This window comes from Rhodospirillales bacterium (assembly GCA_028824295.1).
Taxonomy (GTDB): Bacteria; Pseudomonadota; Alphaproteobacteria; order TMED109; family TMED109; genus VXPW01.
The window spans coordinates 16,706-30,305 of record JAPPED010000023.1; the positions used below are offsets into that span (position 1 = coordinate 16,706).

Genomic DNA, 13,600 nt, shown 5'->3' on the forward strand with positions numbered 1-13,600 from the left:
ATGACCGCACAGGAAACACTGACCATCCGCCTCAACGCCGCGGACAACGTGGTCACCGCGAAGACGACGCTGGCGCCGGACACGGCCGTACCCAGTGAAGACGTGGTTACGGCCCGGCAGATCCCAGTCGGCCACAAGATCGCCACGCGCCGCATCGACGTCGGGGACGCGGTGCGCAAGTACAACCAGATCATCGGCTTCGCCACCGAGACCGTGGAGCCCGGCGACCACGTGCACACGCACAACGTGGCCGTCCGCCAGTTTCAGCGCGACTACGAGTTCACCCAGGGGGCACAGGCGACCGCCATGGTGCCGGAGGCCGAACGCGCGACGTTCCGGGGGATCCAGCGGCCTGACGGGCGGGTTGCGACCCGGAACTACATCGGCGTGCTGTCGTCAGTGAACTGCTCGGCCACGGTCTGCCGGTACATCGCCGACACGTTCAAGGGCGACGGGCTGAAGGACTTCCCCAACGTCGACGGCGTCGTGGCCATTACCCACGGGACCGGGTGCGGCATGGCCGGCAAGGGGCTCGGCTGGGACCTGCTGCAGGCCACCATGGCGGGCTACGCGCGGCACCCGAACTTCGCCGGCATCCTGGTCGTGGGTCTCGGCTGCGAGGTCAACCAGGTGGACACGATGGCGGCCAACCACGAATGGTCCGCCAACGACATGTTCCAAATGATGACGATCCAGGACACCGGCGGCACGCGGGCGACCATCCAGGCCGGCGTCGAGCGGATTCGCCACATGCTGCCGCGCGCGAACGACGTCCGGCGCACGCCGCTCCCCGCCAGCCACATCCGCCTGGCACTCCAGTGCGGCGGATCGGACGCGTACTCGGGCATGACCGCCAACCCTGCGCTCGGGGCGGCCGTCGACCGGCTGGTGCGGCATGGCGGCACCGCGACCCTGGCCGAAACGCCGGAGATCTACGGGGCCGAGCACCTCCTCACGCGCCGGGCGGTCAGCGAGGAGATCGGCGAGAAACTGATCAAGCACGTCCGCTGGTGGGAGGACTACACCGAGCAGCACGGGGCCGAGCTCAACAACAACCCCTCTCCCGGCAACCAGGCCGGCGGCCTGACGACCATCCTCGAGAAGTCCCTCGGCGCCGTGGCCAAAGGGGGCACCACCAACCTGGTCGACGTCTACCAGTACGCCGAGGCGATTCGCGCGCAGGGCTTCACCTTCATGAACACGCCCGGCTACGACGTGGTCTCGGTCACCGGCATGGTCGCCGGCGGCGCCAACGTCGTCTGCTTCACCACGGGACGGGGCTCCGTGTTCGGCTGCAAGCCGGCGCCGTCCATCAAGCTCGCGACCAACTCGCCCATGTACGAACGCATGAGCGAGGACATGGACGTGAACTGCGGCCAGGTCCTCGACGGCACCAAGAGCATCGACGCCATGGGCGAAGAGGTCTTCGACACCATTCTTCGGGTGGTGTCCGGCGAGGAATCCAAAAGCGAGGCCGCAGGGCTCGGCGATGAGGAGTTTGTCCCATGGCAGATCGGCGCCCTGCTGTAAGCGCGGTCCCCGGCCCCCCGGCCATCCGCCGGCGCATCGCGCGGATCAAGGAATCGGGCATCCGCGTCATCGCGAATGCCACGATGGGGCGGGAGGACGTCATCCCGCTCTGGTTCGGTGAATCGGACCAGCCGACGCCCGAGTTCATCTGTGACGCGGCCGCAGCGGCGCTTCGCGCCGGCGACACGTTCTACGCGCCCAACCGCGGCAAGCCCGAACTCGTGACCACGATCGCCGAGTACGAGAACCGCCTCTACGCGAGGCCGATCGCCGAAGACCGGATCGTGGTGACCAACGCCGGTATGAACGCCCTCATGATCGCCGCGGAGCTGCTGGTCGACCCTGGCGACGAGGTGATCTGCGTCACACCGGTCTGGCCGAACTTCCTCGGCTGCGTCGAGATCATGGACGGCCATCCGGTGGAGGTGGCGCTGGCACCCAAGGACGGCCGCTGGCACCTCGACCTCGACCGTCTGTTCGGTGCCGTCACGGCTCGAACCCGGGCGATCTACCTCAGCACCCCGAACAACCCGACCGGCTGGATGGCCGAACGCGACACCCTCGAAGCCATCCTCGAGTTCTGCCGGCACCACGGGCTGTGGGTGGTCTCCGACGAGGTCTATGCCCGCGTGGTCTACGACCGGGACGTCGCCCCGTCATTCCTGGACCTTGCCGAACCCGACGACGCCGTGATCGTGGTGAACAGCTTCTCGAAAAGCTGGTCCATGACCGGCTGGCGCCTCGGGTGGGTCGTGGCGCCGGCCGAGGCCGCCACCATGATGGAGCGACTGAACGAGTTCAACGTCGCCAGCCCGGCGGCGGCGGCCCAGACGGCCGGGATCACCGCCATCCGCCAGGGCGAGCCCCACGTGCTGGAAATGCGCGCCGGCCTCTCGCAGGCCCGCGACACCGTGATGACGGCCCTCGGCGCGATCGACCGGGTGGAACTGATCCGGCCGGACGCCGCGTTCTACGCGTTCTTCGGGGTGCACGGCATGAACTCACCGACCGCCATGGCGTGGTCGCTGGTCGAGCAGGCGGGCGTCGGACTGGCGCCCGGCGACGCCTTCGGTGCGGGCGGCGACAACTACCTCCGTATCTGCTACGCCAAGTCGCCGGACCTGCTGGAAACGGCGCTCAATCGACTGGCCGTGGCACTCCGGTAGGTGCTCGCGACGGCCGCCGACATTCGCCAAGCGGCGGCCCACCTCAGGAACGGCCGTCTCGTCGCCTTTCCGACGGAAACCGTCTACGGGCTCGGCGCCGACGCCACCAACGCCGACGCCGTCGGGCGGGTGTTCCTGGCCAAGAACCGCCCGGCCGGCCACCCGCTGATCATCCATACCGCCACCACTGCGGCCGCGTTCGCGGTTGGCGCGGCCGAGCCGGCCGCCGCACGGCTGGCCGAACGGTTCTGGCCCGGTCCACTGACCCTGGTCCTGCCATTGCGGTCCGAGGCGGGCATCGCCGACGCCGTCACGGGGGGGCGTTCCACGGTCGCCGTCAGGGTCCCCCACCACCCGGTGGCCGCGGCTCTCCTCCGGGCGGTCGGGCGGCCGGTAGCGGCACCCAGCGCCAACCCACACGGCCGACTAAGCCCCACCGAAGCGCAGCACGTCCGCGACGAGCTCGGGCCGGCGATCGACCTGGTGCTGGACGGCGGGCCCACCGAGATCGGCCTCGAATCGACGGTGCTCGAACTCGTGAGCGGCCGATCGGTGCTGCTCCGCGCCGGCGGCATCACCGTCGAGGACCTAGAAGCGGTGATCGGCCCAGTGGACGAGCCGGGCGCCGACGAGACTGCCCGCGCGCCCGGCATGCTCCGGCAGCACTATGCGCCCCGGACGCCGCTCCGGCTCGATGCCGATGACCCGCTCCCGGACGAGGTGTACCTGGGGTTCGGCGCCGCATCGGGCGTCACCTGCAACCTCAGCCCGACCGGCGATCTCGAGGAGGCCGCGCGGAACCTGTTCGTGATGCTGCGCCGGCTGGACCGCGCGGGCGCCCGGCGCATCGCGGTCGCACCAATCCCCGACTATCGCCTGGGCAAGGCCATCAACGACCGGCTGCGGCGGGCGGAGCGCGGCGCGGCCTCCCCAGGCGGGCCGGGTTCTGGTCAGACGGTGTGCGAGAGACCTTCCTGATCGGTCAGTTCTTCGACACCGGTGACGCCTGAGAGCCGCTCGACGGCCAGCCGAAGGCTCCGGCCCAGGCGCACGCTGACGCCAAGATTCATGTCCGCCTCCAGGTCCCCGTCCAGCGGAAACACCACTTCCACTCGCCCGTTGCCGGGGCGCGCGGTTTCGAACAGGTCGAACAGCGCCGCGATGTCGAACGTGTCGTCGGTCCAGATCTTCCATCCGGGCGGGAGTTCGCGTTCGAGGCCGCCGTCCTCGAGCAGGGCGAAGTCGTGCGCGATCAGGCTGTCGGCCCGCGAAGAATCCGCTTCCCGGGTGACCTCGACCAGCAGCAATGTCCCCTCCCGGAGCACATTCCGGTACCGGACGAGGGTCTCGGGGAAGACCATGACCTCTTCCGCCCCGGTCGCATCGGAGAGCCGCACGCGCGCAAACCTTCGCTTCTGCTGTGAGACGCGCTCCTTGACCTGAGCGACGACCCCGGCCACCCGGAATGCCGTACCCGCCTCCTGCCTGCCCGCCTCGCCGAGCGGCACCGCGTGCATCGCGGCGAGCTGCTGGGCGTGCTGCTCCAGGGGGTGCCCCGAGCCGTAGAAGCCGAGCACCGCGAACTCGCGGGTGAGCATCTCGGAACGATCCCAGGCCTCGACCTCGGGCAGCACCCACAATTCCTGCGACGACGTGTCGTCGCCGAACAGGCTTGACTGCGAGAGACGTTCCTCCGTCGCCGCCTCCTGCCCGCAACGAGCCGCCATCTGGGCTGCGGCATGGGCCACCGCGCGGGCCTGGTCCTGCGCCATGCCGGTGAGGAGCCGGTCGAGCGCCCCCCCTTCGGCCAGATTCTCGAAGTGCTCCTTGTTGAGGTCGGCCTTCCGCGACCGGCGGGCCAGGTCCCAGAGATCGGCGAACGGACCGGCCCGGTCCCGCTCGTTCACGACCACGTCCATGGCGGCATTGCCGACCCCGCGGAGCGTACCCAGGCCGCAGCGCACGGCCGGCTGATTCCCGTTCATCGCCTCGACCGTGAACTCGGTCCGCGACCGGTTGATGTCGGGCGGCAGCAGGCTGATCCCGCGGCCCGTGATCTCGTCGTGGAACAGGTTGAGCTTGTCGCGGTTGCCGGATTCGATCGTCATCATCGCGGCGAAGAAGTCGGCCGGGTGGTGCGCTTTGAGGTAGGCCGTGCGGTAGCTGATCAGCGCGTAGGCGACCGCGTGGCTTTTGTTGAATCCGTACCCGGCGAACTTCTCGAGATCGGCAAAGATGTCGACCGCCACCTCGCGAGGCACTCGGTTCTGCACGGAACGGTCCACGAAATCAGCCTCGAGCGCCTGCATTTCCGACTTGATCTTCTTGCCCATGGCGCGCCGCAGGATGTCGGCCTCGCCCAGAGAGAAGCCGGCGAGTACCTGGGCGGTCTCCATGACCTGCTCCTGATAGACCCAGATGCCGGAGGTCTCTTCCAGGATGTCCCGCAGCTTCTCGTGCGGATAGGCGATTGCTTCGCGCCCGCGCCGCCGCTCGATGAAGCTGGGAATGTTGTCCATGGGACCCGGCCGGTACAGCGCCAGGATCGCCACCAGATCCTCGATCCGGTTGGGCTGCAGGCGCCGCAGCACCTCCCGCATCATCGGGCTCTCCAGCTGGAAGATCCCGCCCGTCTCGCCGCTCGTGAGCAGCGCGTAGGTCGCCTTGTCATCGAGCGGCAGTGCCTCGAGATCGAGCTCGGTGCCGCGCTCCCTGAGCAGGCGGACGGCGAGATCCATCGACGTCAGGGTCTTCAGGCCGAGGAAGTCGAACTTCACGAGCCCGGCCTGCTCGACGCGTTTCATGTCGTACTGGGTGGCGGCGATCTCCGAGCGGGGGTCGCGGTACAGCGGCACCAGTTCCTCGATCGGCCGGTCGCCGATCACCAGGCCCGCGGCGTGCGTCGACACGTTGCGGTTGAGGCCCTCCAGCGAGAGCGCGATCTCGAACAGCCGCTCGACGTCGCCGTCGGTCGCCCGCGCCTCCTGCAACCCCGGCTCGGACTGCAGCGCCTCGCTCAGGCTGATGGGATTGGCGGGGTTCTCCGGCACCTGTTTGGCGAGCTCGTCGACCTTGCTGTACGAGAGCCCGAGGGTCCGGCCCACGTCGCGAACCACCGCCCGCGCCTTGAGCGAACCGAAAGTGATGATTTGGGCGACCCGGTCGTCCCCGTACAGCTCCCGCACGTGAGCGATGACTTCCTCGCGGCGCTGCTGGCAGAAATCCAGGTCGAAGTCGGGCATGGAGACCCGCTCGGGATTGAGGAAGCGCTCGAACAGCAGGCCGAACCGAAGCGGATCCACGTCAGTGATCCCGAGCGCCCATGCAACCACGGAGCCGGCGCCCGAACCGCGGCCCGGCCCGACCGGAATCCCCTGCTCCCGGGACCAGTTCATGACCTCGCCCACGATCAGGAAGTACCCGTCGTAGCCGGTCTCGCGGATGATCTCGAGCTCGCGTTGCAGCCGGTCCGCGTAGCGCCCCCCCTGCTCCCGACGCTGGCCATCCGTCATGCCCGCCGTGAACACGTGCCGGTCGAGCCGCTCTTCGAGCCCCCGCTCCGCCCGTTCCGCCAGCACCTCCGCATCGGACCGGCCGCCGGTGTCCGGAACCCTAGGCAGGATCGGCATTCGCGCCTCCAGCACGTGCGAGCAGCGCCGCGCGATGACCGCCGTATTGGCCAAGGCCTCGGGCAGGTCCGCGAACAGCTCCGCCATTGCCGCCTGGGACCGGAAACAATGGTTCGGCGTGAGCTGGACGCGCCGGTCGTCGAGGATGGTCGTCGAATCCCGGATGCAGAGCAGACATTCGTGCGCGGCGTGCATCTCCGGGCCGGAGAAATAGACGTCGTTGGTGGCCACGATCGGGATGTCGCGCGCATGGGCAAGGCGCAGGAATTCCGGCTCCAGGGACGCGTCGGTATCCGTGCCGTGGCGATGCAGCTCCATGTACAGCCGATCCGCGAACACCGACTGCAGGCGCGCAAGCAGGGTGTAGGCGGATTCCGCCCTGCCGGTCGCCAGCAGCTGTCCGAGGGGTCCCGGGGCAGCACCGGTCAGCGCGATCACGCCGTCGGCGTGGTCGGCCAGGTGCCCCAGGGTCACGACCGGCGTTCCCGGGCTGCTTCCCTCCAGGTACATCTGCGAGACCAGCCGCTTGAGGCCGTGCCAGCCGGTCTCGGTGGCCGCAAGCAGCACGATCGGCGCGCGCGGCCATTGCAGCGAATTCGCGAGATGAACGTCTTCGTCCGGGGCGAGTTCGACCAGAGCGCCGGGAATAGGCTGAATCCCGGCCCGGCTTGCCGCAAGCGCAAACTCGAGCGCGCCGAACAGGTTGGAATGGTCCGTGAGGGCCAGCGCAGGCATCGCATCGCCGGCGGCGAGCTTCACGAGATCGGGGATCTGAATGGCCCCTTCGGCCAGCGAGTAGGCGGACCGGACCCTGAGATGGATGAACGGAGCAGCGCTCATTGCTGTCCCTCGACCGGGTCCGGCACGCCCGCGGCCGGCGAGACCAACGGCCGCTGGGGCGTCCATGGATGCAGGTGACCCGATTCCAGGCGTACGCCGCGGTGCATCCGGCGCGCCACTTCGGGATTGTGGGTCGCCAGCAAGGCCGCCAAGCCGGTGGCCCGAACAAGCTCGACCAGCATGTCGGTGACGTCCGCCGCGGTCCCGGTATCGAGGTTGCCGGTCGGCTCGTCGGCGAGCAGGAGCTTCGGCCGGTTGGCGATCGCACGGGCAATGGCTACCCGTTGCTGTTCGCCGCCGGACAGTGCTGCCGGCCGGTGGGAACCGCGCGCGGCGAGCCCCACGCGATCGAGCAGTTCGGTGGCACGGCCCTGCGCCGCCCGCGGGTCGTGCCCGGCCAGCCGCAGCGGCACCATGATGTTCTCGAGCGCCGAGAATTCGGGCATCAGGTGATGGTTCTGGTACACGAAGCCGAGGTGGGTCCGGCGCAGGCGCGTCCGCGTGCCGTCGCGCCCGGCTCGCACCACCTGTCCCGCGAGCGCCACTTCGCCAACGCTCGGGGTCTCCAACAGCCCGGCGATGTGAAGGAGCGTCGACTTGCCGGCGCCGCTCGGGCCCACCAGCGCCACGGTTTCCCCGGCTTCCAGAACAAGGTCCACGCCGGCGAGCACCGGAACCTCAGCGCGCCCCTGCCAATACGAATGCGACACCCGACTGAGCCTCAGCACCGGCTCAGCCATACCGGAGCACCTCCGCCGGATCGATCCGCGAGGCCCGCCAGGCCGGGTAGATCGTGGCCATGAGCGCCAGCGCCAGCGCGAATGCCAGGACGCCGATCACCTGCAGGGGCTGCACTTCGGCGGGCAGCTGCGAGAGGAAGTAGATCTCGGCGGCAAACAGGTCGACACCCGCGATGCTCTCGAGAAACCGCCGCATCGCCTCCACGTTGGTGGCGAAGGCAAGGCCCAGCACGAACCCGAGAAGGGTCCCGACGACCCCGACCGAGCCCCCGGTGAACACGAAGATCCGCAGCACTGCGGGGCGCGTGGCCCCCATGGTGCGCATGATGGCGATGCCCTTTTCCTTGTCGCGTACCAGCATGATCATGCTGGAGACGACGTTGAACGCGGCCACCAGGATGATCAGCGTGAGGATCAGGAACATCACGTTCCGTTCCACCTTGAGGGCGTTGAAGAACTGCCGGTTGAGGCTCGGCCACGCCGAGGTGCGCGCCCGGCCGGCAAACGTCTCCGCAAGCCCGGTGCTCACCTGCTCGGCCGAGTCCGGATCATCGAGCACGACCTGAATCTTGGTCGCTTCTTCCCCCGCCCGGAAGAAGATCAGGGCATCGTCCAACGGGAGGTAGACGAGACCGGAGTCGTATTCGTACATGCCGATCTCGAAGAGGGCGGCGATGGTGTACGTCCGGACGCGTGGAATCGTGCCGACAACGGTGACGTCGCCGTCCGGGTGCAGCAGCGTCAGGGCGTCGCCGGCCCCGACCCCCAGCTGCCGGGCCAAGCGGGAGCCGATGACGGCGCCGCCCTCCGTCGCAAAGGTGTCCAGCGAACCGTTCGTGATTGCGTCGGCCACGAGCGTCCGCCGGCGAAGATCGTCGGGACGGATACCGCGGACCAGGGTTCCGGTGGCGTTCCCGGTCGTGGTGGCCAGCGCCTGGCCCTCGGTCTCGGCAAAGACGTCCAGCACGTTCGGGAAATCGCGCAGTTCGCGTTCCAGTCCCGCCACGTCCGAGAGCGTGTCGGCACCAGGGGGCGGATGCAGGACCACGTGGCCGTTCACGCCGACGATCCGGTCCACCAGCTGCGTGTGGAAGCCGTTCATCACCGACATCACGATGATCAGCGTGGCCACCCCCAGCGCGATGCCGATCAGCGAGAACCCGGCGACGACGGAGATGAAGCCTTCAACCCGGCGTGCCCGCAGGTAGCGGCGGGCAATCCACAATTCAAGTCCGAGGTTCACGCGCCCTGGATGCGCTGGAGCGCGTCTTCGGGCGAGACCTCCGCGCTCTCGCCGGTCGCGCGCGCGCGAAGCTCGACGACACCCTGCGCGACGCCGCGCGGGCCCACCACCACCTGCCAGGGGAAACCGAGCAGGTCGAGATCGGCAAGCTTCGTGCCGGCCCGTTCATCGCGGTCGTCGTAGAGAGCCTCGACGCCGGCGGCGGTCAGCGAGTCGTACACCGCGGACGCGCACTCCGCGCAAGCCGGGTCGTTCTGCCGGAGATTGGCCAAACCGACCTGGAACGGCGCGACCGAGGCCGGCCACAGGATCCCGCGATCATCGTGGCACGCCTCGATGATCGCACCGACCAGCCGGGATACCCCGATACCGTACGAGCCCATCTCGACGGGGGCGCGCGATCCGTCCGGCAGGTCGACCACCACGCCAAGTTTTTCGGAGTACTTGGTCCCGAAATAGAACACGTGGCCGACCTCGATCCCGCGCGCCTCGACCCGCCGCTCTTCGGGAACCTCCTGTTCGAACCGTTCGGGCTCGTGCATGTCGTCGGTGGCGGCATAGGGTCCGGTCCACTGGTCGACGATCCGCTGCAGTTCCTCGGGATCGTCGTACACGGGACCCGGAACCGGGTGGTCCAGGATGCCGCGGTCGCAAAACACGCCGCTTTCCCCGGTGTCGGCCAGGATCACGAACTCGTGGCTCATGTCGCCGCCGATCGGGCCGGACTCCGCGCGGACAGGTATCGAAGTCAGGCCCAACGCCTGAAAGGTGCGGAGGTAGGCCAGGAACATCCGGTGGTACGACAGGCGCGACGCAGCCGCATCCACATCGAACGAGTAGTTGTCCTTCATCAGGAACTCCCGGCCACGCATGACCCCGAAACGGGGCCGCAGCTCGTCCCGGAACTTCCATTGGATGTGGTACAGATTCTTCGGGAGATCCCTGTAGCTCTTGAGAAATTCGGCAGCAATCTCGCAGATCTGCTCTTCATTCGTCGGCCCGTACAGCATCTCCCGTTCGTGGCGATCGGTAACCCGGAGCATCTCCAGGCCATAGTCTTCGTAACGGCCGGATGCCTTCCAGAGGTCCGCCGCCTGGATCGTCGGCATCAAGACCTCGACGGCGCCCGCCGCGTTCTGCTCAGCCCGGACGATGCCCTCGATCTTCTTGAGAACCCGGAACCCCATCGGCAGCCAGCTGTAGATCCCGGCGCTCGCCTGCCGCACCAGCCCGGCACGCAGCATCAACCGGTGCGAGACGATCTGCGCCTCCGCCGGGTCGTCTTTCTGGGTAGGAACTGGAAATCGTGTTCGCAACATGGCCGGGGATCTCATTTGGGACAAACTGAACGCGGTATCGCAGGGCTGACAGCAGCGGGTTCTTGCAGGAGCGCTGGCCCGCCCCCTTCTGTTTTGCTGGACGGCGGCACGGCGGGACCGGCGCTACGCCGTCTGCGGATCATAGCCGCGACGTGGGCCATTCCGGAAATCAACGCGGCGGCGCTTTGTGCCGCGGGAATCGGCCGAAGCAGGCTGCCAATAACGGTGAAATCGACCTGAGTCGCCGGTCGCAGGATCCGCCATCGCCTAGCACGACCGCGGCGGAACTGCCGGAGCCGGAGACGCGCCGCGGGCGCACGGGCTTGTGGAGCGGCGCGCCACGGCGCGGTATACGTACCAGGTTCTCGGGAGCCGTCTCCGCCCGCCCCTATCCGCGCAGCCATCGCGCCAGAGCCTTGTCTGGATCCCCGATCTCTCCGACGTCGCTGTACCAGTGGGCCTCCCAACCGTTCTCCGGGAGGCCGGTAAACACCATGAGGTTCAGCGGATAGGTTTCGCTGTCCGTACATCGTCGGAAGTCATCACGGAACAGGAACACCGGCTTCTCCCAGGCCACGGCCATTCCCAGCTCAACCATGACGCCCTCGTCCGGCGGGCAGCCGTTGACCACTGCGAACATCCCGTCCGCTTGACGCACGTCCCGTAGGTCAGCCTGTCCGATGCGGTACGCCCAGCCGGGGACAGTGCGGTCGACCACGTTGTTTCGGGCGAAGGGTTCCCAGACTTCGGCACCAGCTGCCTCCAAGGCAGCCACGAGGAGCTGAAGCGGACCGTCTCGCTGCTGCGCGGAGAATCCGTACGGGTTCGCCAAGTACAGTGTTTTCCTTGATGCCATGATCACGGCCGCGCCTCGTTTTTTCGGACCTTCGGAAACGACTGCGTCACGGATTCAGCGAACTCTCGACAGTCGAGTTGCATCGTAACGCTGGGCCAGCGGCTCTTCAGGCAGGTTTCCAGCAAGGCGATGTATCTGATGGTTCGCTGATGTAACCACCAGCTTCCACGAGCGGCCCTTCGGCCGCTCCCAAGTGAGAACATCCTGTCAACAAGGCCAGGGGATACGAATCCGACCGTCGTACATCCTCCACTTGATCAAGAATCGTGTTCGTCAGGCAGAACAGGGCAGTATCGACGGCTTTTCCGGGTGCACATGCGGCGGTTCCTGAGCAATCGCCATAATGGATTGAGAACACTCCCCTGCGGTGATGGACCGAGACTCCCCGATGACCCCCGCCCAACAGCTCTCCGCGCTGATCGCCGCCCCCGGATGCACCCTGATCCCAGGCGCCTATGACGCCTGGACCGCGCGACTCGTGGCCCAGGCCGGCTTCGGCGCCTGCTACATGACGGGCTTCGGCGTTTCCGGGGCGTATCTCGGCGCCCCGGACATCGGCCTCATGACGGCGACACAGATGGCGGATAACGCTGCCCGCATGGCCGATGCCGCAGGGATCCCGATCGTCGCCGACGGCGATACCGGGTATGGGAACGTCCTCAACGTTCGCCACACGGTGGCCGCCTATCGCCGGGCCGGCGTAGCCGCGATCCAGCTGGAGGACCAGGATTTTCCCAAGCGTTGCGGACACATGGCAGGGAAGCAGGTCATCACCGCCGCAGAGATGGTCGCCAAGATCAAGACCGCCAAGGACACGGCCAGCGACGCGGTCCTCGTCATTGCTCGCACTGACTCCCGGTCCACACATGGACTGGACGAAGCCATCGATCGGGGGCTGCGCTTTCGCGATGCAGGCGCCGACGTCGTGTTCATCGAGGCTCCCATCGACCGGGACGAGATGCGCACCATCTGCCGGCGCGTCACCGGCGTGCCGCTGCTGGCAAACATCGTCGAGGGCGGCAAGACCCCCTACCTCGATGCCGACACCCTGGCCGGCATCGGATACCAGTTGGCGATTTACCCGCTGAGCCTGCTCGTCACGGCCACGCGTGCGATGCGGGCGACCCTTGGCGACCTGCGCGCCCAGGGCAAGGCGCCGGACCACCTGCAGGGAGGGTTTGACGACATGTGCGAAACCGCCGGCCTCGAAGCCTACATGCGCTACGCGGAACGCCAGGAAACGGGAGCGGCGTCATGACCCGGCCGGCGCGCTGGCTGTCACTGGCCGCGACGGCCTTCCTGGCCGTAGGTTTCGCTCACGGGCCCGCCGAAGCCGAGACTAAGCTGCGGATTACCACGCAGCTTCCGCTGACCACGCCGCTCGGTCAGAACCTCGTGCGTTTCAAGGAGCTTGTCGAGGCGGAATCGGACGGCGAGCTGGTGGTGGAGATTTACCCGGCGGCCCAGCTCTTCACCGACAAAGAGGTTCCGGGAGCCGTCGCCTCGGGCCAGATCGAGATGGGCTCGTCGTCGCTCGCCCGTTTTGCCGGCACCATCCCGGCCGTCGACATCTTCAACGTGCCGTTCCTGCTGGACACGCCGGAACTGGTCCGGGCGGCCACCGAGCCGGATTCTCCCGTACGCGGTCCGCTTGACGCCGCGATGACCTCGAAGGGCGCCCGCCCGCTGTGGTGGCAACCCTACGGACTGTCGGTCCTGATGACGCGCGATACGGTCGTCCGTCGACCCGAGGACCTCCAAGGCCTCAAGATGCGTACGTTCGGCAAGGCACTCGAGCAATTCGTGAACCACGTCGGCGGCGCTGCCACGAACATCGGTGGATCTCGGCAGTACCTCGCCTACGAACGCGGCACAGTCGACGGCGGCATGACCGGCATGCAAAGCGTCAGCGAACGAAAGCTGTATCAGGTCATGAATCACCTGACCGTCACGAATCACAGCAACATCGAGTTCATCGTGCTGATCAACGATCGGGTCTGGCAGCAACTGGGGCCCGCGCTCCAGGTCCTCATCAGCCGGGCCGCGCGAACGGTGGAAATCGAGATGCGCGACGCACTGGCCGAGATCGAGGCCGAAGCGTACGCCGTGGCGGAAGCCAACGGGATGAGCATCCATCGCCTCAGCGCAACCGATGTCGCGGCCTGGCAGGACGCCACCCGTGGCCTCAAGGAGCTCTACCGAACGGCCGCTGGGCCTCTCGGTGAGCAGCTGCTGGCTGCCGCCGAGGCGCTACGCGCCGCCAGCACGCCCTGAAGG

Annotated in this window: 10 protein-coding genes; 5 read left to right on the forward strand and 5 right to left on the reverse strand. The window is 67.7% G+C overall.

Annotation, left to right across the window (positions count from 1 at the left end; translation table 11 throughout):
* The 3 genes from OXH60_10045 to OXH60_10055 are packed head-to-tail and all read left to right on the forward strand — an operon-like array spanning position 1 to position 3,674.
* Positions 1-1,530 carry an altronate dehydratase family protein gene (locus OXH60_10045; protein ID MDE0712459.1) on the forward strand — a complete coding sequence of 510 codons (1,530 nt, stop codon included), beginning with the start codon at positions 1-3 and terminating at the stop codon, positions 1,528-1,530.
* Positions 1,506-2,696 (forward strand): pyridoxal phosphate-dependent aminotransferase, encoded by a 1,191-nt coding sequence (locus tag OXH60_10050; protein MDE0712460.1) that lies wholly within the window; start codon positions 1,506-1,508, stop codon positions 2,694-2,696. The genes OXH60_10045 and OXH60_10050 overlap by 25 nt, the downstream gene beginning before the upstream one ends.
* Entirely contained in the window at positions 2,697-3,674 is a 978-nt protein-coding gene (locus OXH60_10055) for an L-threonylcarbamoyladenylate synthase (GenBank protein ID MDE0712461.1), read from the forward strand.
* On the opposite strand, the gene dnaE is transcribed toward OXH60_10055, so the two are convergent.
* From dnaE to OXH60_10080, 5 genes are all read right to left on the reverse strand, one after another.
* A complete protein-coding gene (dnaE, locus tag OXH60_10060; GenBank protein MDE0712462.1) occupies positions 3,647-7,165 on the reverse strand; it encodes a DNA polymerase III subunit alpha in 3,519 nt (1,172 codons plus the stop codon). The two genes, OXH60_10055 and dnaE, sit on opposite strands and share 28 nt — an antisense overlap.
* Positions 7,162-7,905, reverse strand: coding sequence for an ABC transporter ATP-binding protein (locus tag OXH60_10065; protein MDE0712463.1), 744 nt, complete (start codon positions 7,903-7,905; stop codon positions 7,162-7,164). Before OXH60_10065 ends, dnaE begins: the two co-directional genes overlap by 4 nt.
* The gene (locus tag OXH60_10070) at positions 7,898-9,148 is read right to left on the reverse strand and encodes a lipoprotein-releasing ABC transporter permease subunit (GenBank protein ID MDE0712464.1); all 1,251 of its coding nucleotides are present in this window, start codon (positions 9,146-9,148) and stop codon (positions 7,898-7,900) included. Before OXH60_10070 ends, OXH60_10065 begins: the two co-directional genes overlap by 8 nt.
* Entirely contained in the window at positions 9,145-10,467 is a 1,323-nt protein-coding gene (locus OXH60_10075; protein MDE0712465.1) for a proline--tRNA ligase, read from the reverse strand. The genes OXH60_10070 and OXH60_10075 overlap by 4 nt, the downstream gene beginning before the upstream one ends.
* Before the next feature lie 388 nt (positions 10,468-10,855).
* A complete protein-coding gene (locus OXH60_10080) occupies positions 10,856-11,299 on the reverse strand; it encodes a nucleoside 2-deoxyribosyltransferase (protein MDE0712466.1) in 444 nt (147 codons plus the stop codon).
* A 412-nt stretch (positions 11,300-11,711) separates the two neighbouring features.
* Between OXH60_10080 and OXH60_10085 the strand changes: the two genes are divergently transcribed.
* Both OXH60_10085 and dctP read left to right on the forward strand, forming a co-directional pair.
* Complete coding sequence (locus tag OXH60_10085) at positions 11,712-12,581, forward strand: isocitrate lyase/PEP mutase family protein (protein MDE0712467.1); 870 nt, start codon at positions 11,712-11,714, stop codon at positions 12,579-12,581.
* Positions 12,578-13,597 carry a TRAP transporter substrate-binding protein DctP gene (dctP, locus tag OXH60_10090; protein MDE0712468.1) on the forward strand — a complete coding sequence of 340 codons (1,020 nt, stop codon included), beginning with the start codon at positions 12,578-12,580 and terminating at the stop codon, positions 13,595-13,597. Before OXH60_10085 ends, dctP begins: the two co-directional genes overlap by 4 nt.
* Positions 13,598-13,600 lie beyond the last annotated feature (3 nt).